The sequence below is a fragment of the Sinobaca sp. TMA16-18 genome, assembly GCF_059510535.1.
Window position 1 is genome coordinate 1 of sequence record NZ_JCAKFM010000007.1, and the last position, 25,322, is coordinate 25,322.

The 25,322-nt window shown below is 46.6% G+C and carries 23 protein-coding genes, 1 pseudogene and 1 riboswitch; of the genes and pseudogenes, 14 read left to right on the plus strand and 10 right to left on the minus strand.

Features of this window, described 5'->3' with window-relative positions:
• Nucleotides 1-230, minus strand: a pseudogene (locus AC5W14_RS12700) (ectoine hydroxylase); the annotation flags it as partial.
• A 207-nt stretch (nt 231-437) separates the two neighbouring features.
• Here AC5W14_RS12700 and AC5W14_RS12705 point away from each other — a divergent pair.
• The 4 genes from AC5W14_RS12705 to AC5W14_RS12720 all read left to right on the plus strand — a co-directional run bounded on the left by AC5W14_RS12705 (nt 438) and on the right by AC5W14_RS12720 (nt 4,134).
• A complete protein-coding gene (locus AC5W14_RS12705) occupies nt 438-578 on the plus strand; it encodes a hypothetical protein (protein ID WP_496194637.1) in 141 nt (46 codons plus the stop codon).
• A gap of 224 nt (nt 579-802) precedes the next feature.
• Nucleotides 803-1,888 (plus strand): alpha/beta hydrolase, encoded by a 1,086-nt coding sequence (locus tag AC5W14_RS12710; RefSeq protein WP_496194638.1) that lies wholly within the window; start codon nt 803-805, stop codon nt 1,886-1,888.
• Between the two features lie 15 nt (nt 1,889-1,903).
• Nucleotides 1,904-2,674, plus strand: coding sequence for an alpha/beta fold hydrolase (locus AC5W14_RS12715; RefSeq protein ID WP_496194639.1), 771 nt, complete (start codon nt 1,904-1,906; stop codon nt 2,672-2,674).
• Nucleotides 2,675-2,994: 320 nt separating this feature from the next.
• Entirely contained in the window at nt 2,995-4,134 is a 1,140-nt protein-coding gene (locus tag AC5W14_RS12720; RefSeq protein ID WP_496058228.1) for a zinc-dependent alcohol dehydrogenase, read from the plus strand.
• Between the two features lie 298 nt (nt 4,135-4,432).
• Here the strand turns inward: AC5W14_RS12720 and AC5W14_RS12725 are convergent, their stop codons facing one another.
• The 4 genes from AC5W14_RS12725 to AC5W14_RS12740 form a co-directional block, all read right to left on the minus strand.
• Entirely contained in the window at nt 4,433-4,810 is a 378-nt protein-coding gene (locus tag AC5W14_RS12725) for a DUF2512 family protein (RefSeq protein WP_496194640.1), read from the minus strand.
• 124 nt (nt 4,811-4,934) lie between these two features.
• Nucleotides 4,935-6,287: a CYP152 family fatty-acid peroxygenase CypC gene (gene cypC / locus AC5W14_RS12730; RefSeq protein WP_496194641.1), complete on the minus strand. Its 1,353-nt coding sequence runs from the start codon at nt 6,285-6,287 to the stop codon at nt 4,935-4,937.
• Between the two features lie 165 nt (nt 6,288-6,452).
• Nucleotides 6,453-6,911: an Hsp20 family protein gene (locus AC5W14_RS12735; RefSeq protein WP_496058231.1), complete on the minus strand. Its 459-nt coding sequence runs from the start codon at nt 6,909-6,911 to the stop codon at nt 6,453-6,455.
• Nucleotides 6,912-7,135: 224 nt separating this feature from the next.
• Nucleotides 7,136-8,083, minus strand: coding sequence for a bile acid:sodium symporter family protein (locus AC5W14_RS12740; protein ID WP_496194642.1), 948 nt, complete (start codon nt 8,081-8,083; stop codon nt 7,136-7,138).
• A 188-nt stretch (nt 8,084-8,271) separates the two neighbouring features.
• Here AC5W14_RS12740 and AC5W14_RS12745 point away from each other — a divergent pair, with 188 nt between their 5' ends.
• From AC5W14_RS12745 to AC5W14_RS12755, 3 genes are all read left to right on the plus strand, one after another.
• Nucleotides 8,272-10,410, plus strand: a complete 2,139-nt coding sequence (locus AC5W14_RS12745; RefSeq protein WP_496194643.1) for a glycoside hydrolase family 3 protein — start codon at nt 8,272-8,274, stop codon at nt 10,408-10,410.
• A 39-nt stretch (nt 10,411-10,449) separates the two neighbouring features.
• On the plus strand, nt 10,450-11,904 hold the full coding sequence (gene nagE / locus AC5W14_RS12750; protein ID WP_496058234.1) for an N-acetylglucosamine-specific PTS transporter subunit IIBC: 1,455 nt from the start codon (nt 10,450-10,452) through the stop codon (nt 11,902-11,904).
• 141 nt (nt 11,905-12,045) lie between these two features.
• Nucleotides 12,046-13,035 (plus strand): class F sortase, encoded by a 990-nt coding sequence (locus tag AC5W14_RS12755; protein WP_496194644.1) that lies wholly within the window; start codon nt 12,046-12,048, stop codon nt 13,033-13,035.
• Nucleotides 13,036-13,087: 52 nt separating this feature from the next.
• On the opposite strand, the gene AC5W14_RS12760 is transcribed toward AC5W14_RS12755, so the two are convergent.
• Entirely contained in the window at nt 13,088-13,798 is a 711-nt protein-coding gene (locus AC5W14_RS12760; RefSeq protein ID WP_496058236.1) for a GntR family transcriptional regulator, read from the minus strand.
• A gap of 174 nt (nt 13,799-13,972) precedes the next feature.
• Here AC5W14_RS12760 and AC5W14_RS12765 point away from each other — a divergent pair, with 174 nt between their 5' ends.
• A complete protein-coding gene (locus AC5W14_RS12765; protein WP_496194645.1) occupies nt 13,973-15,880 on the plus strand; it encodes a beta-glucoside-specific PTS transporter subunit IIABC in 1,908 nt (635 codons plus the stop codon).
• A 13-nt stretch (nt 15,881-15,893) separates the two neighbouring features.
• Nucleotides 15,894-17,333 carry a 6-phospho-beta-glucosidase BglA gene (bglA, locus tag AC5W14_RS12770; RefSeq protein WP_496194646.1) on the plus strand — a complete coding sequence of 480 codons (1,440 nt, stop codon included), beginning with the start codon at nt 15,894-15,896 and terminating at the stop codon, nt 17,331-17,333.
• A 45-nt stretch (nt 17,334-17,378) separates the two neighbouring features.
• Here bglA and mobV read toward each other — a convergent pair whose 3' ends face one another.
• Nucleotides 17,379-18,593 (minus strand): MobV family relaxase, encoded by a 1,215-nt coding sequence (gene mobV, locus AC5W14_RS12775; protein WP_496194647.1) that lies wholly within the window; start codon nt 18,591-18,593, stop codon nt 17,379-17,381.
• A 251-nt stretch (nt 18,594-18,844) separates the two neighbouring features.
• Between mobV and AC5W14_RS12780 the strand changes: the two genes are divergently transcribed.
• The 3 genes from AC5W14_RS12780 (at nt 18,845) to AC5W14_RS12790 (ending at nt 20,488) form a co-directional block, all read left to right on the plus strand.
• Entirely contained in the window at nt 18,845-19,597 is a 753-nt protein-coding gene (locus tag AC5W14_RS12780; RefSeq protein ID WP_496194648.1) for a sugar phosphate isomerase/epimerase family protein, read from the plus strand.
• 20 nt (nt 19,598-19,617) lie between these two features.
• A complete protein-coding gene (locus AC5W14_RS12785; RefSeq protein ID WP_496058241.1) occupies nt 19,618-20,190 on the plus strand; it encodes a thioredoxin family protein in 573 nt (190 codons plus the stop codon).
• 76 nt (nt 20,191-20,266) lie between these two features.
• Nucleotides 20,267-20,488: a WYL domain-containing protein gene (locus tag AC5W14_RS12790; protein ID WP_496194649.1), complete on the plus strand. Its 222-nt coding sequence runs from the start codon at nt 20,267-20,269 to the stop codon at nt 20,486-20,488.
• A gap of 23 nt (nt 20,489-20,511) precedes the next feature.
• Here the strand turns inward: AC5W14_RS12790 and AC5W14_RS12795 are convergent, their stop codons facing one another.
• The 3 genes from AC5W14_RS12795 to AC5W14_RS12805 all read right to left on the minus strand — a co-directional run bounded on the left by AC5W14_RS12795 (nt 20,512) and on the right by AC5W14_RS12805 (nt 23,629).
• Nucleotides 20,512-21,381 (minus strand): SDR family oxidoreductase, encoded by an 870-nt coding sequence (locus AC5W14_RS12795; RefSeq protein ID WP_496194650.1) that lies wholly within the window; start codon nt 21,379-21,381, stop codon nt 20,512-20,514.
• A 113-nt stretch (nt 21,382-21,494) separates the two neighbouring features.
• The gene (locus AC5W14_RS12800) at nt 21,495-23,015 is read right to left on the minus strand and encodes an NCS2 family permease (protein ID WP_496194651.1); all 1,521 of its coding nucleotides are present in this window, start codon (nt 23,013-23,015) and stop codon (nt 21,495-21,497) included.
• A gap of 23 nt (nt 23,016-23,038) precedes the next feature.
• On the minus strand, nt 23,039-23,629 hold the full coding sequence (locus AC5W14_RS12805) for a xanthine phosphoribosyltransferase (RefSeq protein ID WP_496194652.1): 591 nt from the start codon (nt 23,627-23,629) through the stop codon (nt 23,039-23,041).
• 93 nt (nt 23,630-23,722) lie between these two features.
• Nucleotides 23,723-23,824, minus strand: a riboswitch (purine riboswitch).
• 144 nt (nt 23,825-23,968) lie between these two features.
• Between AC5W14_RS12805 and AC5W14_RS12810 the strand changes: the two genes are divergently transcribed.
• Together AC5W14_RS12810 and AC5W14_RS12815 are read left to right on the plus strand one after the other, a co-directional pair.
• A complete protein-coding gene (locus AC5W14_RS12810) occupies nt 23,969-24,391 on the plus strand; it encodes a hypothetical protein (protein ID WP_496058245.1) in 423 nt (140 codons plus the stop codon).
• A 65-nt stretch (nt 24,392-24,456) separates the two neighbouring features.
• Complete coding sequence (locus AC5W14_RS12815; RefSeq protein WP_496194653.1) at nt 24,457-25,263, plus strand: ABC transporter ATP-binding protein; 807 nt, start codon at nt 24,457-24,459, stop codon at nt 25,261-25,263.
• The last annotated feature ends 59 nt before the right edge of the window (nt 25,264-25,322 follow it).

Genomic DNA, 25,322 nt, shown 5'->3' on the forward strand with positions numbered 1-25,322 from the left:
CGCTCCTGGTTGCGTTCCATCGTCTGCTTGAGTTCACGGATCATCGTTTTGATTTCATCGGGCTCAAACAGGTTTTCAAACAGCAGGTAGCCGTTTTCATCGTAAAACGCTTCGTCGGCTTTCGTGAGCGGGCCGTCGGAAAAGTCGGGGTTTCTATACGCCACAGGGTCCTTGCGCTCCGTAATGGACGCCTCGGGCTGGTGGCGGGATGGGTATCTATCTGTTGTCATGGTTTGATGCACTCCTTCAAAATGTTTTTTCCTATAAAAATGAATTTTCGCGATGCCACAAAACCTGTTTCACATTGCAGGCCTAAGATCATACGAACCGGCCGGGGTGTTGCCTCGTGTATAAAAGCAGTTTAAGCAGAGCATATGAACTGCGCCTCCTCTGTGTACGAAAAAAGGCCGAAAAGAAGCAGGGCTTCTTTTCGGCTTATGGTCAACTTTATATTTGACTCACTGCTGCCGGCGGTTATAAGTATGTCGGAAGGGTGGGTGGATAATCATTCATTAGGACACGTGTACGTTATATATACACCTGCTCTTATATGGATACCTGCTTTTACACCAAAATAAACATAAATACAAGAAAAAGTAAAAATGTATACAAAATCGGTTAGAAAAATAATGGTAATCTTTACGTTACGAAAAAAAGAGAGAAGGGAAAGATAGTAACAGAAGTACAATTCCTTATGCAATAATAGAAGAATAAAAAGAAAGTACTATATAACTATGTTGACGTTACATAGGGCCGATACAACAGCCGGCAGAAAAATAAACAGAAAGAAGGAACGGAACGAATGAGAGGAAAGGAACGCGCCGCATTTACGCATGATCAAATGGTGGGAAGACTATCCAGTAACGGGACGTATATAAAAAAAGGCAGGATAAATACATTGCAAAAAGGTATTCCTTTCGAGGAACACACGCAGGGACTTGATCCACGGGTAAAGGAATTTCTGGAACAGACAAGCCCTGCCGAACGCCGGCCGATGGAGATCAAAGACCTGGAGGAGATCCGCAGCCGAAAAATAATAAGCAATAAAGATTTGAGCGAAAACGTTAAAACAGAGACAGAGTATCTTTATTTAGACGGCCGCACGTTAAAATTAAAAATATACAACCGGACAGAAACGATAAAGCCTGCTTTGATATATTACCATGGCGGCGGCTTTTTTGACCGGGATGAAGAAGTAATCAACAATATCTGTAAGACGTTGGCGGAAACTTCCCGGACCGTCGTGATATCCGTAGAATACCGGCTGGCACCTGAGCATCCTTATCAGCAGGGCCTGAACGATTGTCTGGAAACACTTCGGCACGTATATGAATCTCCGGAGATTTTCCACATAAACCCCCAGCAGGTTGGACTTGTTGGAGACAGTGTAGGCGGTAATATTGCCCTGGGCGTTCATCAATTAAGCAGAGAAGAGGACTGGAATATCCGATGTATTGGTCTATTTTGTCCCATGGTGGATTTATCTGATATTTCCAGGGATTCCTGGAATATTGAATACTACAATATAACTGAAGATGAAGCGCTTATCCGCAGCGAATTAACAGCTATGAAAGAGTCATTGTATTTTATTCAGACGCTGTATCTGGAAGACTTAAAGGACGTGTACCTGCCTTTGGTTTCTCCGCTGCTTAAAGAAAATAAAGAAGAGCTGCCTCCTGTACTGATCACAACATCTGAATTTGATTTTCTCCGGCTGCAGGGCGAGCAGTTTGCGTCGCAGATGATAGAACGGGGCGTACCGGTCCGCCATATAGAATACAAGGGAATGGATCACGCGTTTGTTAGAAAGCTTGGGGTTTATCCCCAGTCGTATGACGCTATCATGGAACTCTCGACATATTTTAATGAAGTATTATCCAATCAATAAGCAAAGGATGATGATATGCCTTATTTCAAAACCAAAGATGCGAAGCTGTATTATGAAAAAAAGGGAGCCGGTCCAATTCTGCTGTTTCTACCACCACCCGGCCTGGGCGCGGTAGTATTTGAACAGCAGGCAGAACTGGAAACGGATTTCAGTGTTGTCACCTTTGACCCGAGAGGAAATGGAAAAAGCGAAAGCGGCGGACGCACAACATATACAATGGAAGACTGGGCGGAGGACACAGCAGCGCTGATCGATCATCTGGATGAAAAGGTTATTTTGTGCGGTTATTCACTTGGAGGCACACCCGCCCAGATTACAGCGGTGCAGTATCCTGAAAAAGTAAAGGCTCTTCTGCTTGTTAATACGTTTCCCGTCGTAAACACACTGCTTCTGGCTGTGAAATTCAAGCTGGGCATCTGGGGGGCCGGGGGCGGCCTGCTCAGTGTACTAGGGAAAGGATTGTCTTTTTCCCACACAAAAAAGAAATCCCAGCAGAAAAGAATTTCAGCCAACATAAAAAACAGCGATGCTGCGATATTAAAACAAATGTATCAAAACGGAAGAACGTATGATGCCAGAGAGCAGCTGAAAAGCCTCACCTGTCCCGTGTTTGTTCTCTATGGAAGTGGAGATGTGCTGACCCGCAAGTATGTAAAAGATTTCCGGGAAAGGGTTCCTCTACTGTCTGTTATCTGTATTAAAGGAGGCAAGCATCAGCTGCCTACAAAACATGCCGCTGAAACAAACGGAGCTATCCGTCAAATAAAGACCCGCTTAAACAATTAATAAAATTATAATCCGAAATATGTTTTGCAGACAGGGGAGATCGGGTATTTAAATACTACATTTCTATATACAGACAGGAATCTGCAGACCGATGGAGCTGATGGAAAGCCGAAAAAAGATAAAATATCTTTTTTCGGCTTTTTTACTATAAAAGTTTATAGGACGCAGGAGACCCTTTGAGAACGGTTTTGTTATTGACAGCGTTGTTTGGATATTTTTTTACTTAACAATTATGGCGCAGCTGAACAGTCTATGTACGGCGAAAAAAGAGCACAAGAGGATAAATGAATAAAATACGAAAGGGAAGAGAGGGGAATAAGATGAAAGCATTAACGAATCAAGGAAAAGGGAAAGTATTGGTAAAAGAAGTAGAGGCTCCTTCCATCGAAAAAAATACAGACATGATCGTGCGAATCACGTCAACAGCCATCTGTGGGTCGGATCTTCATATGTATCATGGCACCATTCCTTTGCAGAACGATTATATTATCGGCCACGAACCAATGGGGATTGTCGAAGAGGTGGGAGCAGAGGTTAAAAAAGTGAAAAAAGGCGACAGAGTCGTTGTGCCTTTCAATGTAAGCTGTGGAGAATGCTTTTTCTGCAGTCATCAAATGGAAAGCCAGTGTGATAATTCCAATCCTCATAACCTCGACAAAAATACCGGCGGATATTTAGGCTTTTCAAAGATGTTCGGCGACTATCCAGGCGGGCAGGCTGAATTTCTGCGAGTACCTTATGCAGACTTTTCCTCTTTTGTTGTACCGGAAGACAGTGAATTAGAAGATGAAAGTGTATTATTTTTATCCGACGTTGTTCCTACCGCTTACTGGAGCGTGGAAAACAGCAACGTAAAAGTAGGAGACACGGTTATTGTACTTGGCTGCGGACCGATAGGACTGATGGTGCAGAAGTTTGCCTGGTATAAAGGAGCTTCCCGTGTGATCGCCGTCGACCATGTGGGCTATCGTCTGGAACACGCTAAAAAAACGAACAACGTAGAAGTATTCAATTTTAAAGAATATAAAGACATGAGCGGCCATCTGTATGAAATAACAAAAGGCGGCGCAGAAGTTGTTATTGACTGCGTAGGAATGGATGGGGATATGACGATTAAAGACCGGGTAAAAACATTAGGAGGCCAGGTGGGTACGATCGATCCTATTATTATGGCGTCGGATTGTGTAAAAAAATTCGGTACCATTCACCTTACCGGTGTTTATGGCTCTCCGGCCAATGCTTATCCCCTGCATTCTATATTCACCAGAAATGTCACGGTGAAAGCCGGCCAGGCGCCGGTAATTCATTATATGCCGGAGCTGTATCAAATGGTAAAGGATAACGTATTTGATCCTACAGATATTATTACGCATACGCTGCCGTTGGATGAAGCGGAACATGCCTATAACATATTTGATGAAAAGAAAGAGAACTGCATAAAAGTAGTATTGAAGCCATAAAGAAACCCGGACAGCCCGGGTTTCTTTTTCAGGCTGTTGAAAAAGACAAAATATAGGTGTTTTTATACAAAACCTTTACAGGGGTGCTTTCCGCAGGCCATGCCTCAGCTAAAGAGGGGAAAACGCCTCTTTATCTTCTCCTATGGCTGTTCTGCAGGAGTCACCCCTGTTTATTTTTCTTCTTTTTTTCACAAAAGACTTTTAAAGTATTCGAGATAATGTATGGATATATAAAACGGAACAGTTTCTCGACAAGCTGATAAAGAAACCCGGACACCCCGGGTTTCTTTTTTTTACTTTATTTACGGTCAATGGTTACTGCGTTATTGGCAGGTAGAACATGAGTAGCAAGATATAGATGAAAAAAATATTCAACGACCGACATTCCAACGGTAACGAACAGGGCAGCCATTGCTATGGTAGAAACAGAACCGGAAAAAATTAATAAGCCAAAAAACACAACAGCAAAAGTGAGCACCCCATCAAGCAGCAGGGCGGTCATATTCCCCTTTTTAGGGAGAACAAACAGATCGCCAAGAGGGTAGGACACGGCGCCTAGAATAATAGCAAAACCAATCACATAGAAAAAAGACATGCTGTAAATAATCGTTAACACTAAAAACAGGACAAACAGCGTAGCGGCTCCTTTTAAGGCTAATGCTTTTACATGTTCCATTGTATCGCCTCCATTTTTTTATTAAAAAAGAAAAAGCCGAAACGAAAAGACATCTTGTCTAATGGTTTCGACTTATGGCAGGCCTTATATCCAGCCAATTACGTCACAGTGTTACACAATGAAATTAGTGGGTAAGGGAAGCGGAAAACGCGGCGGCTTTCGTTTTAGGTTGTTTCTTTACACCGGCTGCGACAAAGCCGCTTTGAGGAAAGGGCGGCATGCGGGTCATATCGTATGATAAATCCTGATCAGGTACATCATACGTAAGCTGGTTGGAGAAATAATCAAAGAACGCCTGCATTACGATAACGGTCAGCCACTCCCCGGCACAGCGATGACCTGTATGATGATCGCCGCCTCCCTGCGGAATAAAAGCAAAAGGACTGCCTTTCCAATTTTCAAACCGTTCCGGTAGAAAGTCGTCCGGATGTTCCCATAAGTCGGGATGGCGGTTTGTCCCATATATATCCAGAATAACGAGCATGTTCTTTTTGAAACGGTAGTCGTTCCAAATAAAGTTTTGCTTCACTTTTGCACCCATAGCAGGAGCGAATGGATAATACCGGCGGACCTCCTGGGAAAACATATGATTGTAATTGTTCTTGTTTTCTTTTACTTTCTGCTGTACCTCCGGATGTTCATGAAGGGCAAGCAGTCCAAACACAATAAAGTTAGCGGTGGCGACAAGCGGACGGAAACAATTGTTTAGTTCGACTGCCGCGGTGTGGGTTTTCAAATGTTTTCCGTCAGGCTCGCGGTGATGGGCAATAATGTAAGCCGGTGTATTGGGCGCCGGGGAGTATTTCCCGGAACGAATGTTTCGTATAATAGCCATGAGCCATTCTTCATTACGATCCCGGGCCTTTTTTCCTTTAGCCGCTCGTTTGACTGACCCATCGAATGAATCTATCATTTCCACCAGCTCTTCTGTCCGCTGCCGAACTTCTTGTTCATAAAGAGGAACGCCGGCCCATTCACAGCCGGCCTTTGTTAATATCTCCTGCACTTCTGAAAATAAGGTAACTCTGGTTTTGTGTTCCCACATACCCGCCTGGTCATCGAGAGTACGAAGCGCAATGTTTTTCATTTCCTCGACCCGGTCCGGTGTCATCATCGATAGAAACATTCTTTTTCGTTGTTTATGCATTTCGCCGTCCTGTTCGTGTACGCCGTTTTCTCCTAATAAGGACACCTTTAACGGCTTTGGCATAGCGCCTTTACGTTTAAATTTGTCGTTATCATAAAAAATTCTGGCTGCTTCCTCGCCTGCCATACAAACCACTTTCTGTCCCATAAGACGTGTTTCAAACAGGTCGGAATTAAGCTTCTTTCTGCGGGAAGGTAAGTAATGAAATCCTTCTTTAATCAGGTCGCGAGTATTGTCCAATCCTTTTTCTCTGGGAATGCTCTTATTTTTTTTCAATGCAGGACCCCTCTCCAAAATTGGTATACCATAAAAAAAGCCAGAATAAGACAAAGTCTTTGTTCTGGCTTTTGCACCGGCTCTGCTGTCCGGTGAGTGCTGACGTATAGGGTTCAATAAAATAGTCTTACTATTTGTTTTACCTTAATTCTTTAATAGTAAACGTCTGAACTTCGGTTTTATTCCTATTTTCAATCAGCAGCTGCTCTGATGTGTTATTTATTCCACTTTAATCCGTTTAAAAGTAAATTGGCTTTTGCTGTTTAATTTAGGAACCTGTATAGATAGAATGTTTTTTTGAAACCGTACATTGATTTTTTCTTCTTCTACCTGGCCAATATAAAAACTCCGCAGAAATGTGTCAAACGAGCGTTCTTTTCGGATATACTTTCGGTTTCCCTCTTTTAACGTCGGCATCGTCTTTTCGCCCCGCATGGTAATATAGCCATTTTCATACTCAATGCTGATATGGTCTTTATGAAAACCCGGCAGCTCTGCTTCCAGCACATACACCTGGCTGGCTTCCCAAATATCTATCTGTGGAAGGCCGTAGCTTGCCGTCCAGTCATCCTCCAGATTTTCCCTGAAAGGCTGGGCGCGGAATACGCTCGGTATATCCGTAGAGGATACCCCTTCTTTTTGGCTCTCTTTTTTCGTTCTGGGTAGTAAATTAGTCATTTTCATCTCTCCTTTATTAATATAAAAATAAAAAAAGCCGAAAAGAAAGAGCGGGGCTCTTCACTTTTCGACTTATGTTTAGCTCTATAGTCTAAACCATTGCTGTCGGTTATTTAATTTTTGCGGTTCAGCTTTGTTTAAAAAAACGACTGTACTTTATAATCCCCTGATTAAAAAGAAATAAAACATTATTTTAAGTAAAATAATGGCAGAATAACAAAATCTCAGGAAATATGTTTAAACCGGCTGGAAACAGCAGAGCCGATCGATAAATTAAAAATCATATTAATAATAGGTGGGATGGCTCCTATATCACCGATAAATTCAAACGCAAGAATAGCGGCCAGCGCTGTGTTACAGAGCCCGACATGAAAGAGCACCGCTCTGGCGTCTGCTTCAGACAAGCGGAGTTTTTTGGCGGCGATGTAGGCGAGGGCCATTGGGGCTGTAACCTGAATAAAAACAATGATGGTGAGAAGCGGCATAACAGGCAGGTAGCTCCGTACCGCTTCTGATCCTTCACCTGTAAGCAGATGAACAATCAGCAGAAGGGACAAAGAGGACCCGATCCGGGTTAATGGTTTAGAATAAGCGGCCGCCTCGGAAAATATCCGCTGGGTAAGCAGGCCAAGCAGAAGCGGGATCACGACGATAAACAGGAAAGATTGGAGCAGACTCCAAAAAGAAATCGATACCTGGCTTCCTTCAATGCCGACCATAGCAATGATAACGGCCAGCGGACTAATAGCGGTATCCAGAAGAGAAGAGATAACGACTAAAGAAGTGCTGCCTCCGGCTAAAAACGTATATAGAGCGGCCGCCGTGGCACTCGGAACAGTGCCTGAGAGGATAATGCCGGCGGCGATCTGCGGTTCGCTGGAGAAAAAAGCATAGGCAAGAATCATGGAAATGCCCGCGGTAAGCGACCATTTTAATAAAGCCGCAATTATTATTTCCCGCTTTTTGAACCGCATGGCCCGGAAGCTGCTGCTGTCCATCGATAAGCCGGTGAAGTAAATAACAATCCCCAGCAAAAGCCCGGGTACCCAGGAATAAGTAATAATGTAGTAAGGAGAAAAGTAGGTCAGGACAGCAGTAAGAACAATTAATATCGGCAGGTGAGCTGAAAGCAGTCTGGGAAGAGAAGCCATCGTAACGTCCTTTCTTTTCATTACAGCATTATGTAAGCGATCTCTATTTTACCGGATAAAACTGGAAAAACAAAGGAGGAATCCTGTAAAAAGAAGCCGGAGGTATACAAAAAAACCTTTACAATTAAATTGGTATAGACTACTATATAAGCATGAACTGACATTTATTTTGATAAAATACGAGAGACTGAAATGGAGGAGGACTGCCTATGAAATATTCTGTGCAAATGGGACTGGCTGTATTATTAATAGGTCATTTATGGATGCCGGCATCCGTGCAGGCGGAAAAACCGACCCAGAAGGAGGGAGACTTATTTCTTCTGGAAAATGTTCCGTACTTAGAACAAGACTCCTTACAAGGTATCGAGGAAGACCATGCTTTAACGGTACTTCGATATACTTCGGGAGGCGGCTATGCAGAAGTAACAGACGGCATCAAGTGGCGCTCTTCCAATCCTTCCGTAGCAAAAGTGGATAAACAGGGCAGCCTTGCACTGAAAAAATCCGGAAAAACGGATCTTACTGTCTCAGACGGAACAAATACAGATTCTATTACTTTACATGTAGACAAAGAGGGAGCGTCTTTGGAACCCGCTGAAGGAAATGGCTACGCAATGATCGACAGAGCGCTGGAGGAAATGACGCTTGAAGAAAAGATAGGCCAGATGATGATGCCGGACTACCGGACATGGGACGGAGAAAATGTGACGGCAATAAATGACGAAATTAAAAAAGAAGTACAGGACCATCACCTGGGAGGCACGATTTTATTTTTTGAAAATGTGGAAACAACTGAACAGACGGTGGACCTGGTGCAGGATTATAAGGAAACAGCCGATAAGTTCGGCATGCTCGTAACGATTGATCAGGAAGGGGGCATCGTCACCCGTCTTCAGGAAGGAACCGACCTGCCCGGCAATATGGCGATAGGTGCTTCTGATTCAGACGAGCTGGCCAGACAGGCGGGAAGCGTCATTGGCGCAGAGCTGGAGGCACTTGGCATTAATATGAATCTGGCGCCTGTGATGGATGTGAATAATAACCCGGACAATCCGGTGATCGGTGTCCGCTCGTTCGGGGAAGATCCGGTTCGTGTAGGAGAGCTCGGTAATGCCTACACGGAGGGTCTGCAGGAGCATGGAACTGCAGCGATTGCAAAGCACTTTCCGGGCCATGGCGATACGAATGTAGACTCTCACATCGGCCTCCCGGAAGTGCCGCATGACCGGGACCGGCTGTTTGATGTGGAGCTTGTCCCTTTCCTGGCGGCTCAGGAAGAGGGAATGGATGCGATCATGACGGCCCACGTCACGTTTCCTAATATAGATGATACGCTCGTCTCCTCCCGGGAGGATGGCTCGGATATTGCCCTGCCGGCCACGTTGTCTGAAAAAGTACTGACCGGGCTGATGCGTGAGGACATGGGATTTGAAGGGGTAGTAATGACGGACGCGATGAACATGGAAGCAATCGATACCCATTTTGAACCGGTGGATGCTGCCGTCCGCACTATTAATGCGGGAACAGATATCGTGCTGATGCCGGTCGGTCTTCCGGACGTATATGACGGCGTTATCGAAGCCGTGGAAACAGGTGCCATTAAACAGGAACGAATCGATGAAGCGGTCAAAAGAATACTGCTTCTCAAAATGAACCGCGGCGTTTTTGCCCAGGAATCTCCTGCAGATCGCAGCGTGCTGAAGAAGCAGGCAAATGAGACCGTAGGGTCAGAGGATCATCAGCTTATAGAGAAGAACATAGCAAACCAGTCAATCACTGTAGTGAAAAACGATAGGGATGTGCTTCCGCTTGATGCAGACAACGAACAGGTGATAACGGTTATTGATTCTTCTTACGACGGCGCTGTAAACGAAGAAGTAGTTGCTAAAACACAGACAGGCTCGCCGCTTGCAGATGAAATCAACAGCCGTGCAGGAACAACCCACCATATAGCACTGGAGCCGGATCAGGACACGCTAAGCAGCGGGGATGCAGCAAAAATCGAGCAATCTGACGTGCTGATTATCGGTTCAATGACTGCCACTTCAGAAGACAGGGCAGACGATAACCCTAACATGATGCTGTTTAATCAGATCATCAGCACGTATGACATCCCGGTGGTTGGAGTGGGCGTCCGTAACCCATATGATCTATCCGCCTATGAGAAAGCAGATGCCTACGTGGCCCAGTACGGCTTCCAGGATGCGAGCTTTGCTGCGACGGGCCGGGTGCTGTTCGGGGAAGTGGCGCCGCAGGGAACGCTTCCGGTAAGCATACCGGCGGCAGACGGTACGGTGCTGTATCCAGCCGGCCATGGCCTTACGTTTAATACAGAAAAGCCGGAATAAGGCAGTACACTATTAAATAAATAATAGGGGGTAGTATGTATGATGAAATATGTACAAAATATCGGGCGGTCGTTGATGCTGCCCGTTGCTGTACTTCCGGCAGCGGCTGTGCTCTCTGGCGTCGGCAACTGGATCATTGGTTTTGACGAAGGCAATGTGGCAGGCTTATTTTTATTAAACGCGGGTCTTTCAATTATTGATCATATTGCGATCTTGTTTGCCATTGGTGTCGCTATCGGCATGTCACGTGACAAAGACGGGGCAGCGGCCCTGAGCGGCCTAGTCGGCTTTCTTGTCGTCACACAGCTTTTGAATGTCGATTCAGTAGCAGGACTCACGGGTGTGCCTGTAGAAGAAGTGCCGCTGGCCTATGAAGCAACGGAAAATGTATTTATTGGGATTATTACCGGGTTGGTAGCGGCGGCTTTGTACAACCGCTACAGTCAAGTAAAGCTTCCTGATGCGCTCGCCTTTTTCAGCGGCAAGCGATTGGTGCCGATTGTGACAGCGGCGGCATCAGTAGTACTGGCAGCTATCTTTTTCTTCATTTGGCCGGTCGTGTACAACGGACTTGTTGTTTTTGGTACGACCTTAAGTGATATGGGCTCCGTTGGTGCGGGGCTGTATGGATTTTTTAACCGTCTTTTGATTCCCACCGGGCTTCACCATGCGCTTAATCAGGTTTTTTGGTTTGATCTTGCCGGCATTAATGACTTTGGTAACTATTGGAGCAGTGAAGGTGAGCCGGGTATTACCGGACGCTACATGGCCGGCTTTTATCCGATTATGATGTTTGGACTGCCGGCAGCCGCCCTTGCCATGTACCATACAGCTAAAACGACACAGCGCAAAACAGCCGCCTCCCTGCTTTTAGCGACAGGTTTTGCCTCTTTTTTCACAGGGGTAACCGAGCCGCTTGAATTTTCATTCATGTTTTTAGCGCCGCTGTTATATGTAGTGCATGCTGCGTTAACCGGGCTTTCCTTATTTATAGCAGCCAACTTTGAGTGGATCGCAGGCTTTGGCTTCAGCGCCGGCCTGGTCGATTACATGCTTGCCTTTGCCATGCCGCTTGCGAGCCAGCCGTATATGCTGCTCGTACAGGGACTCTTTTTCGCCATTGTGTATTACACTTTGTTCCGCTATCTGATTGTGAAATTGGATCTCTTAACGCCGGGACGGGAAGAAGACCCGGCCGTGGCACCTGCCGGCGGTATGACTGATTCACGTATCGACCAGGACGATGCCACCGCTGTTCAGGCCGCAGGAATTATTGAAGGCCTGGGAGGTGCGGCTAACATAGCAGCCATCGACAGCTGCGCAACGAGGCTCCGCCTGGAAGTAAATGATATGGACAAAGTCGATGAGGCACGAATTAAACAAACCGGCGTACCGGGAACGAATATTGTAGGCAAGCACAATATTCAGGTGATTGTCGGAACAAGCGTCCAGTTTGTTGAACAGGAAGTCCGAAAGCAGGTAAACAAAGAGTAGCATGTCAACCGGCCTCACGAAGAGGCTGGTTTTTTTAATGAAATTTACATATAAAGTGATCCATGGGCTTTTTTTTTCCGTTAGCTTAGTAACAAACAAAGCACATGCTGTAAATGGATAAAATAAGGTGGGGGTCAGCTTATGACACGCATGGAACAAAACAAGAAAGCACGAAAAAAAAGCAGTATTCTGATTCTGCTGGCGATGCTGCTATTTGCAGGAACTGCCGGGTATTCAGGATTTCAGGTGTTTGCGTCCGGCTCAGCAAATGAAGAAGCCGTCCCTGCAGATACGCCGCAGAGTCCAGAACCTGCCGGAGAAGATATGGGGGAATCCCTGGAAGCAGTAGAGGAAGAATTTGTTCTGCTGAATGAAGCAGAAGCCGAGATGGCTTTGAAAGAAGAAGCAGAACAATCCAGCCCGGCGGGTCTGTCGATTCCTTCCATTGATGTGGAGGCCGAGCTGGAGCCGCAGGGCGTCCTTGATAACGGGCAGATGGGCGTGCCGTCTACCGAAGATGGTGTGGCCTGGTTCGAACCGGGAGCAAAACCCGGTGAAAAAGGCAATGCGGTAATGGCCGGACATGTCGACAGCAGAACCGGACCTGCCGTTTTTTATGACCTGGAGAAGCTGGAAGCAGGCGATGAGATTGAAGTGACAGATGAAGAGGGAGAAGTGCTGATGTTTGAAGTGACGCGCTCTGTCAGCTATGACAGAACCGAGGCGCCGATTGAAAAAATCTTCGGGCCGTCCACTACCCGCAGTTTGAACCTGATTACGTGTACCGGCACGTTTGACCAGGCCGAGGGAACGCACGATGAACGCCTGGTTGTATATACGGAGCTTCAGGAGGAAGACGTCCAGAAAATAGAAAATGGCGATTCTCCCGAAGCACCGGACAATGTTGTCCTTTCCGGCAGTCAGCTGTCGTTTCATGCCGTGCGCGATGAGAACGTGGCCGGCTACCGGGTGTATGAAAAGAATGGAGAGGGAGAGAACCGGCATATAGAAAGCATCGCGGTTCATGAAAGAAAAAGCTTCAGTTCACCTGACCTGGCAGGAAGCCGGTATTACGTCACCACAGTAGACATATTCGGACAGGAGTCCGAGCCATCTGAAACAGCAGAATAGAAAACAAGCCCCTGCATGAGATCCGCTCAGTGCAGGGGTTTGTTTTGTCTTTTTATAGAAAGTAGTTATTTGCCTGGATAAAAAACTGGGACTGCTCGTAATTGTAGGTGATTTTTGAGAAGTCAAACGGCTGCCCGTTCGTCAAATGAAAAATCTGTTCCACGAACAGTCCGGGAGAAGCGGCGGGAAGAAGAAGCAGTTCTGCTTCTTCTTCGCTGATTTTACCGACATTAAAATACAAATCAGAAAAACCGATGTTTAATCCGAGCGCTTCACTTATATAGTTGAAAATTGATTCAGAAACAATCTCATTGTTTAAATAGGACACAACAGATTTATTATAGTAGGACTCCTCGATGCAGAGCGTCTGCCCGTTAATGTAGCGGACCCGCTTTACATAATACACGCTCTCGGCGGGATCGACTGCCAGATTACGGGCGGCCTCGGCTGTCGGCTGTCGGATATCAAGAGCAAGCACTTCCGATGTGATTTGAAAACCATCCAGCTCTTTTTTAAACCCCTGATTGGAAAGAAGGCCGATATAACCTCTGCGCTTATGCCTCCGTACAAAAATGCCGCTTCCGCGTACCTGATAGACAATTCCCTTTTTCTCGAGAAGATCCAGTGCCTTTGTTATCGTACTTTTGCTCACTTCAAACTGAGCCATAAACGCATCAAGTACGGGCAGTTTATCTCCCTGCTGTAAATCTTTCTCCTCTATTTCTTTTTCAATTTCTTCTGCGATCTGCTGGTATTTTAACATGGACATTCCTCATTATCGTCTAATTTAGCGTTTATCTGTGTTCCAATTCTACCATAATTATGCTGAAAACTGTTTAATTTAATTGTTAATACATTAAAAATTTATATGGTATTTATTTAATTGTTACGGTACAATATAAAATGTAAACGCATAACAATTGAAGGAGGATGGAATGTGGCGGAAAAAGTAAGAGATTATCCAAAGCTGGCGAAAGATATATTGGAAGCAGTAGGAGGGGAAGAAAACGTTCTCAGTGTGGCAAGATGTGCGACAAGGCTGCGAATTGTACTGAAGCGGTCCAAACCGGACGCCAAGCAGCTGGTATCTTCGATGCCCGGCGTTATTACGGTGGTGGAGAACAGCGGCCAGTTTCAGGTCGTGATCGGCCAGCACGTTGGAGAAGTACATGATGAATTTACCTCTCTTGTAAAGGTCGACGAATCAGATGAACCCCAGGCGAGCAAAGGAACGGTCGTCAACCGGGTTATTGCTACGATGTCAGCTGTATTTGCACCATTTATCTACATTCTGGCAGCGGCAGGTATTCTGCAGGGCATGCTGATACTCATTAATTTATTCTCGGACTCATTTGCCAATACCGGCACCTATCAAGTATTCAGCTTTATATCGTGGGCACCTTTTACGTTTCTGCCTATATTCATTGCCATTACAGCCTCCAAGCATTTTAAAACAAATATGTATATAGCGGTGGCCGCCTGCGCGGCGTTGGTCAGTCCGGACTGGGCAGCTATGGCCGCTGAAATATCAGAAGGAGCACAGACTACGTTTGTCGGACTGCCGCTTTCGGAAACCGTGTATACATCATCTGTACTTCCGCCATTATTTCTGGTGTGGATATTGTCTTATCTGGAACGGTTTTTAAATAAGCGGATGAACGAAGTAATTCGTCCACTGTTTGTTCCATTGTTATGCCTGATCGTTATGGTACCGTTGACGATCGTATTAATCGGGCCAATTACAACACTGGGTGCCAACGGGATTGCCAACGGCTACAACTTCCTTGCAGAGTATGCACCGGCACTGGCCGGCGCAATTATCGGCGCCTTCTGGCAGGTACTTGTTATCTTCGGGGTTCACTGGGGTATTACACCGATGGTACTGGCCAACTACGAGCTGTATGGACGGGATTCGTTCCAGGCTTACCAGACCATTGCCGTGATGGCACAGGTCGGCGCAGTCCTCGGTGTTATTATTAAAACAAGATCACAGGAAATTAAAAAAGTAGGAACGTCTGCCGGTATAACCGGTATATTCGGTATTACCGAGCCGGCGATTTACGGCATCACCCTGCGATTTAAAAAGCCATTTATTTATGGCTGCATCTCCGGCGCTGTCGGAGCAATCGCAGCAAGCTTCTTTAATCCCTATTACTTCGCTTATGCGGGGCTTCCCGGACCGCTTACGATTGTAAACGGGATCGATCCGGAATATCCGATGTCAATTTGGGGTATTCTGCTGGGAGTCGGTATTGCCGTAATTCTTCCGATTATTTTGATTCAGCTGCTTGGTTTCGGCGAAGATACGGCTAAGCAGGCAGGAAACAATACGCTGATCAACGAGCAGGGCAGCAGTGCACAGGTAGCTGCGGCTGAAGATACCGTCAGTAATGAAGAAATCGTTCGTGCGCCATTCGCAGGAAACGTGATTCCGCTTTCTCAGGTACCCGATGAAGTATTCAGCTCCGGGGCAATGGGAAGTGGACTTGCTATCCGGCCGTCCGGGAATAAAGTATATGCTCCTTTTGACGGCACCATCGTAATGGCCGCTCCTACAAAACATGCTATCGGCCTGCGCTCTCAAGCAGGCGTGGAGCTCCTCATCCACGTAGGACTGGAGACAGTGAATCTGCAGGGCAGGCCATTTACGCTGAAGATTGAAGACGGCAGTACCTTTAAAAAGGGAGACGTGCTGCTTGAATTTGACAAACAGTCGATTGAATCGGAAGGTCTGGATACGATAACACCTATCATTATTACCAATTCCGGCGATTATGAAGAGATTATTTTCAAAGACGCATCAGACAGCACGCTCGATCAGGAATTATTCACGGTTATAAAATAAGGAGGACATTTATATGTCAACAATGCCAAAAGATTTTCTATGGGGCGGCGCGCTTGCCGCCCATCAATTTGAAGGAGGCTGGGACCAGAGCGGTAAAGGTCCGAGCGTCGTCGACGTAATGACAGCGGGAGCCCACGGGGTGGCGCGGGAAATCACAGCAACAGTGGAAGCGGATAAATTTTATCCCAATCATGAAGCAATTGATTTTTACAGCAACTATAAAGAAGACATTGCATTATTTGGAGAAATGGGACTGAAATGCCTCCGCACCTCAATTGGCTGGAGCCGGATTTTTCCAAACGGGGACGAAGAGGCACCGAACGAAGAAGGCCTGCAGTTTTACGACAATGTACTGGATGAATTAATCAAACACGGCATCGAGCCGGTGATTACACTGTCCCATTTTGAAATGCCGCTCCACCTGGCCCGGGAATACGGCGGATTCCGCAGCAGAAAAGTGGTCGATTTCTTTGTCCGGTTTGCGGAAGTATGCTTCAACCGTTACAAAGATAAAGTGAAATATTGGATGACATTTAATGAAATCAATAACAAAATGGACGTGGATAACCCGTTATTTTTATGGACGAACTCCGGCGTTATTGTAAAAGAAGACGAAAACGCTAAAGAAATTATGTATCAGACGGGACATCATGAGCTGATAGCAAGCGCTCTTGCTGTAACAAAAGGTAAAGAAATAAATCCAGCTTTTGAAATTGGAGCCATGGTCTCCCATGTACCGATTTACCCATATTCCTCCAATCCGGAAGACGTGATGCTGGCAGAGGAGTCGATGAGACAGCGTTATTTCTTTCCGGATGTGCATATCCGCGGCAGCTATCCGAGGTACGCATTAAAAGAATTTGAGAGAGAAGGGTATGCCATTCCTTTCGAAGATGGAGACGAAGAGATTTTAAAAAATGGGACCGTCGACTATTTAGGCTTCAGCTATTATATGTCGACTACCGTTAAAAGCGGGGCACAGAACAGTACAACGGGCAATATCGTAAACGGCGGCCTGGCAAACGGAGTGGAAAACCCGTATATCAAGTCGAGCGACTGGGGCTGGGCGATTGACCCAACCGGTCTGCGCTACACGCTTAACAGGCTGTATGACAGATACCAGATCCCATTGTTCATCGTCGAAAACGGCTTCGGTGCGGTCGATACTGTACAAGAAGATGGCACGATACATGACACGCAGCGGATTGAATATTTAAAGTCGCATATTGAAGCGCTCGAGAAAGCTGTTGAATACGACGGCGTCGAGCTGTTGGGATATACCCCATGGGGGATCATTGATATTGTGTCCTTTACAACCGGGGAAATGAAAAAACGCTACGGCATGATTCACGTAGACCGTGATAACCAAGGCAACGGATCGATGAAGCGTTCGAAAAAAGAGTCATTCGACTGGTACAAAAAAGTGATTGAAACAAACGGCGGGCAGTTGTAAATATAAAGAAGGAAGGCTTCCTATACGGAGAGCCTTCCTTCTTTTTTATGATTTTGGATAGTTCTGGTCATCAAGCGGAACGTCTTCCGGAAATAAACGCTGGAAATGGAGTTTTTCCTGGCGGGTCAGGGACTGTTTGCCCTGCTCGAAAAAGTCTCTGGCTCCTTCAAGCTCTTCAGCATCTTCGCTGTTGTAAAAATCAATAGGCACTTCTTTCGTTTTACTAGATAAGTGGGCGGAGGCTTTCGCATGACCAATCGCCCAGTCCAGGTGCTCGTAGGAGTCCGAGAACATCTCCTTAAAATGCAGCAGCGTGTCACGGAGCAGGTCGGATTCACTGGTTAACACTTTTCCGTAGGCAAGCGCCTGGTCTTTCGTTTGTTTGATTTCGCGCAGACGGATACGCGCTTCATTTAATTCAGACAGCGTCTGCTCGTATTTCTGCTTATAGGTGCCTGCATCCCGGCGTCGGGTGTAGGAATGAAGAGCGAGTGTATAAAGATGTTTGTAGTCATCCTTAGGTAATTCGATGACGGACTTTGTTTTAAATCTCTCGGAGAGCTGGATGGCACTTTTTTCTTTTACTGCTCCCGTCAATTTTTCAAACTCGCCAAGAAAATCTTCGCCTTCATTCAACCGGTGTTCCAGCCGGTTTACTTCTTCACGGAGAATCAATAGATCGCGTTCGTACGCTTCCAGGTGGAGCTCTTCAATCTTTGGATCCGGCCGATCCAACTCAAAATTATGCTGCTTTAAAAATGTATGAAATTCGGATTGCAGCATGTATAAATCTTTATTCTGCCCAAAAAAGTCTTTGGCGGAAAGCTGCCCGTTCTCCAGGAACGGAATAAAGCCAATATGCAGGTGAGGGGCACTTTCATCTTTATGTACGGCCGCATACATGATGTTTTCCAGGCCATGCCGTTCTTTAAAAAATAGTAAACTGGTATCAAAAAAGCGGGCTTCTTCTTCAGGAGACAGGTTTTCAAAAAAAGAGGCATCATTGATAACCGTCAGATGACACAGTTTAACAGCTTCTTTTCGAATCACCTTTTGGCCGGTGTAGCGCTGGTCGATAATTTTGTTAATAACTTTTTTGTAATCAAAAGGCTGGTCGTTGATCAAATCGTAATTAAGTACCGTGCGGCGGCGGTCAATACCATCACCGGGAAGTTCCTCTTTTTCGCGTTGAATATGAGCCTGGATCTCTTTTAACTCGGACCCTTTTACTTTCTGCAGATGAAGCACCGGGTAACTCATGCTGAATCTTCTCCCTTCTGGCAGGAACGTTATGTATACCAATAAGTGTAGCATATTTTGGAAGAAGAAGAGGAGTTGGGAAAGATGGGAGAAATTTTAAAAGCATAAAAGCCTGCTTTATGTAAAGCCTGAAGCAATGACAACTTAAATAATTTCACGTACCAAATCATTATATAAAATATAAACAATCGATTAAATACTCAAAAATGGTAAACTATATCCATCACACTACTAATGAAAGAGGGATTATAGTGACAAAAACAGCACTGCAGCTGTATACGCTGCGAAATGAATGCAAAGAAGACTTCGAAGGCACGCTGCATCAAGTTTCCCGAATGGGATATGAGGGAATTGAACTGGCAGGGGATACAGGTGGAATGTCTGCAGAGGTGCTTCATGTGTTTTTAAAACAAATCCAGCTGAAGACAGCTTCTCTGCATTTACCACTCGAAGAACTGGAGAATAATATTTCCTACCATATTGAATTTGCCCATGCACTTGGCTGCCGGCACATCGTCTGCCCCTATCTGGAGCCGGAACGACGCCGGAGCATTCAGCAGTACAAAGAATTAGCAGCTACATTCAACCGCATCGGTGAAGCCTGCCGGGAAGAAAACATTACGTTTTCCTACCACAACCATGACTTTGAACTGCAGAAGCTGGAAGGAGAGCAGCCGCTTGCGGTAATTCTCGAGCATACGGATCCGTCCCTCGTTATGATCGAACTGGATACATATTGGGTACAAAAAGCCAATGAAGATCCGCTTGAATGGATGGAGCGCTGCAGGGAGCGGATGCCGCTCGTGCATCTAAAAGACATGACCCGGGACGATGAGGCATTTTTTGCAGAGCTTGGAACCGGGCGCATGGATATAGAAGCCATTGTGAAGAAAGCGGAACAAAACGGGGCGGACTGGCAGATTGTGGAACAGGATGAATCACGGCAGCAGCCTATCCAGAGCGTAAAAGAGAGTATGCAGTATTTACAGCATTTATCGGTTTAATATAACTAGGGGGATATAACATGCCTACAAAGCAGAACGTTGCAGATATGATTGGGAAAGGAATCACTGTTGATGCTTTTGTATCACAGATGAAACCGGAATATCAGGAAAAAATGAAGGAGTGGCAGGACGGATTTACCTGGGTGGATCATTCTCAGGAAGTATTAAGCTTCATACGCACCAGGTCAGACCTGCACTGTTCGATTATTGCCTCGGATTGGTGCGGTGACGTGCACCGGAATTTTCCGGTCATAACCGAAGTAATGAAGCAGGCGGCCATTCCCACTGAAGTGTTTATCCAGGAAGACCATCCTGCCTTTATAGATGCATTCCGTACGCACGGAGGCGCATCGGTTCCTAAAGTTATTCTCTCCAACATGTCCGGAGACGTTCATTTCACATGGGGGCCAAGACCTGCTTTTATTCAGGAGCCGATGGCTGCCTTTAAGGCGATGCAGTTAACAGAATCAGATGCAGCCTTCCCGGCCGAACGAAAAAAGGCTTACGAAGGAGTGCAGGCACGGTACGGAGAAGATTTTGATTATCAAAAACTCGTTGTTTATGAAATAACCAATCTTTTATCGCAGACATAGGCAGCATGTCAAAGCTGTTCGCTTTACATCGAACGTTTGTTCTTATATAATTTAGTTATATAAGAAAGGAGCGGGGATGATGGAGGGAATGATTGAAAGAGCAATAGAGGAGCAGATGCCGCTTCAGCTCGTTTATGAGAGCAAAAGCGGCATTACGCAGCGGACAATAACAATATACAAAAATGAAACAGAACGCATCGTGGCTTACTGCCATACTAAAAAAGCGGTCCGGTCGTTTCGGAAACGCTGCATTCTGGCCATTCAACCAATAAAAAAGAGATACCCCGCTGTTATATAAACAGACAGGGTATCTCTTTTTGTTTAAGTGGTTACAAACCGCCCGCCATTAACATGAATGACCTGGCCGGTCATGTAGCTGGAGTCCTGGGAGCCAAGCATTACGAACGCTGGTGCCAGTTCCGCCGGCTGTCCCGGCCGTCCAATCGGTGTGTTCGTGCCGAAGCTCTCGACTTTATCTTCTCCGAATGTGGAAGGAATCAGCGGCGTCCAGATAGGTCCTGGAGCTACACCGTTCACGCGGATGCCTTTGGATGCAAGCGAGGTGGACAGCGAACGAATCAGCGTGGTCACCGCACCATTTGTGGCAGAGTAGTCAATTAATCCGGCGGAGCCGTCATATGCTGTAACGGATGTCGTATTAATAATGGCCGCCCCTTCTTTTAAATGAGGCATCGCTGCCTGAATGAAATAAAACATCGAAAAGACATTGGTGCGAAACGTTTTTTCCAGTTGTTCTTTTGTAATGTCTTCAATTTTTTCCTGTGGGTGCTGTTCGGCGGCATTGTTTATTAATACATCCAGACGGCCGAATTCTTTAATCGTAGCTTCCACCGCTTGTTTGGCAAACGCATCATCCCCGCCATCGCCCGGCAGTAACAGACAACGACGTCCGTAGTTTTCTATTTCTTTTTTCGTCTGTTCTGCATCCTCATGCTCATCAAGGTAGACGATTGCAAGATCCGCCCCTTCTTTGGCGTAGGCAATAGCAGCTGCTTTTCCAATGCCGCTGTCCCCGCCGGTAATGAGCGCTATCTTGTCTTTTAGTTTATCGGCACCCTTATATTCCGGGTTATCATGTATCGGCTTCGGATCCATCTTTTCCACTTCACCGGGCTGTTTATGCTGCTGCTGAACGGGCTGGCCGTCCTGTTGTTTATCTTTAAATTCCATTTATTTCTGCCTCCTTGTTATTGGGTGAATATAATAAGCAGTACCCCTGCTGCTGCAGACTCAAACAGAAGTCAGCAAAAACCGGGTCCTTTTTTAAAAGGAACCCGGTTTTTTTATGACACTCGATGTTCTTGGTTATTCAATTGGTCTGTTTTCGTCTGGTGCCGCTGCTGCCAGGCGCAGAGACCGAAGAAAGCAGCGACAACAAGATAGCCTGCGGTGAAATCAGGGGCTGCATTCCAGGCGAGTGCCGGCGCATGCATAAACCCGGCAAACGAAAACACTGCCGCTGTTAAAGTGAACAGGACGGCGCGCCGCCATTCCCGGTCAATTATCGAAACCGTTACTGCACCGATCAGGATCGCGGTAAATAGGGCACCCTGTCCGAGAGGAACGATCCCTTCTGAAATATCAGCTACTACTTCCCCGGCCGGATTGTTAAAGCGGGTCATCGTATAGTTGGCCAGATACGGCAGCATAGCAAGCGCAACCGCCGGAAAGTATCGGCTGGAGGTGGTTGAAAAAGCGGCGGCTACCATCGACATACCGACAAAGACAAGCACCGGGGCGATAGCAGCAAGCGGAATCAGGGCAGACAGCGCTGCAATCATGCCGGTCACAGCGGCCGCCAGTATCACCACAGCGTTTAGAAGGCTGTAGCCGCGCCCGGCTCCCATTTCTTTAGAGCCTATCGTTGCTATGTAAACGGTCGTAGGAAACAATCCGCCAAACACGGCGCCGAGCATGGTACCGGTGCCATCAACAGCCTGGCATTCCCGGACATCGTACGAATCTCCAACTGCGGCCATCGCCTCTACGTTATTCATCGTTTCAATAGCGTTGTAGATCGTAATAGGCAGCAGTACACCAAGCAGTCCAACTGCTGCTCCAAATAGTAACGTCATTCCATCAAACGCGGCCAGGCTGGGCAGAATCGGATAAAAGCCCATATTGGAAAACCCTTCGGCTACTTCCCCCGGGCTTTGATGTCCGAGCGCAAAGGCCAGAATAGTACCAACGACCACAGCCAGAAGAGAAGCCGGCATCCGGAAAGGAAACACGACTTTTCCAACAAAGCCGACAAGGATAATCGCCAGGGCAACGAGCCCAACAACAGGAATAGCAAACGTATGAAACAACATTTCACCGGCAATAAATGAAAAAGCCACACCAGCCAGAGCTCCGAGAAGTGCCGGGCGGGGAAGGTGATCGCGGATCCAGTTGCCGGTTAAGCTGACGAGAGCTTCAATGAGGCCGCTTATAAAAGCGGCAGCTACGGCAATTTTCCAGGCTAGATCCGGATCATTGGTAATCGCCAGAGCCGGAGCAAGCACGCCGAATAAAAAGACAAACATCACCGGCGTGCTCACGCCGTAGGACAGGGCCGTCACATCGCTTCTGTTTTCTTTTTTAGCAAGTCGGGAAGCCATATAGGCGTAATATAAATTCCCCGCCATCACGGCAACTGCCGTCCCGGGAATTACTTTGCCAAACACGATCGAAGCGGGAAACCCCATACCAAGCATTGTTACGGTAATCACGACAAAGTTGGCGAGGTTGTTTTGAAACAAAGCAAAAAAGGCATCAAGATCCTGCCGCTTAAACCACGGATAATGAACCGTCTGGTCGTTCATGTGCTGCTTCACCTTCTCTTTTCTTATTTAATGGGGGCATGTGATTCCACAAAGGTTACGCGCCCGTTTTCAAGCGATTCCACCCGTGCCAGGGATTCAACCCGGTAGCCGCTGTTTACAAGCTGTTCGCGTCCCGGCTGAAAAGACTTTTCAATAACAATGCCGACACCGGCAACGACCGCTTCCGCTTTTTCGACGATATCGATTAAGCCTTTGGCCGCCTGGCCGTTGGCAAGGAAGTCATCCAAAATCAGTACCTGATCTCCCGGCTCGAGAAAATCTTTGGATACGGCAATTTCGGATTCCTGCTGTTTGGTAAACGAGTACACGCTGCTGGCAAATACATGTTCATCCATCGTTAAAGACTTTCGTTTCCTCGCAAACACGAGCGGAACCCCGAGCTTAGTGGCTGCCATAAAGCTTGGCGCAATACCGGAGGACTCGATGGTTAATACTTTAGTAATGCCGTCTTCCTGAAAAAGCCGGGCGAACTCTTCTCCTACCTCAGCCATTAATACAGTATCGATTTGATGATTCAAAAACGTATCCACTTTGAGAACATGGTTGGACAGCACACTGCCGCGTTCGATAATTGCCTGTTTTAATTGTTCCATTATTCTGCTCCTTTTTTTAAGTTATCTGCTCGTTTATAAACAAAAAAAGCCTGCCTCCCGACGGATCGAGTGACAGGCGGACCGCATACAAAAAAATACCGTCGCTGCACTCGTAGTCAGGCCGTTTACGGCAGCCTGGTAGAAACGCGCGGACCATATTTCCGCAATTATACGAGAGATAAAAAAATATATATTTATACATAAGAGTCTATTATAGACGAAGACACCCGTCTTGAGAAGCCCGGCTTTTTAAATACCGGGATGCTCTCTTCGTTTAAAGAGAAGCAGGCAGGGGAATGCGGTATGCATCTGCATATAAAAGACAAAGGGGGTCATTTTTTGAATTATGAAGATTTCAAAACATTGATTGTGCATAATGGCAACAGCGAGAACTGGTTGTATGATGAATACCATCAAGTGTACACGCTGAAAGAAAACCTAAGTGTCTCGATTCACTTCTGTAAAGAACGCGGCACAGAAGAGGTAAGCAAAGACTGGTTCACAAAAACGGGAAGCAGCAAAGGACGTGAAGTGTTTTTTGACGTCCGCCTTGGAGCGTCTTTTATTGAACAGCTCCGTTTTTATGAGCTCGATAATGGAAACATCCTGATGCCGGAAGCAGATACGCTGGATACGGTCTCGGAATATCATTACAGCGTGGCCCGGGCGGTTAACAAACCGAATGCAAAACCAAATGATGATGTGATTGATGAGTATTTTGACCGGCTCGGCTGGAGAATCTACAAAACGTCAAACGAATAATCAAATGATCCGGCGGGGGCCGGATCATTTTTGGTATACTGAAAAGAAAAAGGGCGGAGATAACGATGCCAGAGGAATTATTTCATTTGCATAAGGTCAGTGTACGAACCGGCGGACAGACCAGGCTTGAAAATATTACATTCTCTTTGGAAGCGGGTATACATACCGGACTGCTCGGTTTAAACGGATCCGGAAAAACAACGATTCTTCAGCTGTTAACCGGCTATATCTGGCCCACGGAAGGAACCGTTCACAGCTGGATGGGCAAACACGGCCAGGTCCCGATGCAGCAGCTGCGCCGGGAAATCGGCTGGGTGAGCGATGCGCTGGATGACCGCTACCGGGCAAGAAGCAGCGATACGGCAATTGAAGTGGTGATCAGCGGCTATTTCGCGTCGATCGGCCTGTACGACGATCCTAAAGAAGAGGTAGTCGTTTATGCCCAGACATGCCTCGATCTTTTTCAAGTCGGCAGTTATGCCGATACACCATACAGCCGGTTGTCCCAGGGAGAAAAACGCCGTGTGATGCTGGCACGCGCCTGGGTGATTCAGCCAAGGCTTTTGATCCTCGATGAGCCGTGCACCGGCCTTGACGTAAAAGGAAGAGAAGAACTGCTCGAGCTGCTGCAGCGGGCGCTGAGTGAACCGAATGCCCCGACGCTTTTATACGTGACCCATCATATTGAAGAACTGCCGCCGGCGGTCATCAACATGGCGCTTTTAAAAGACGGAAAACTGCTCTGTCACGGTTCCAAAACAGACGTACTGTCCAATGCGCTCATCTCGGACGCTTTTGATGTTCAGGCATCTGTTACATGGGAAGAAGAGCGGCCCTGGCTTCGAATCAAAACTGGAAAACCGGTGCAGTAAATCCTTGAACACGCAGGTGAGAGCAGGCGTTCCGTTATCTTTCCACCCTGGAAGTATGT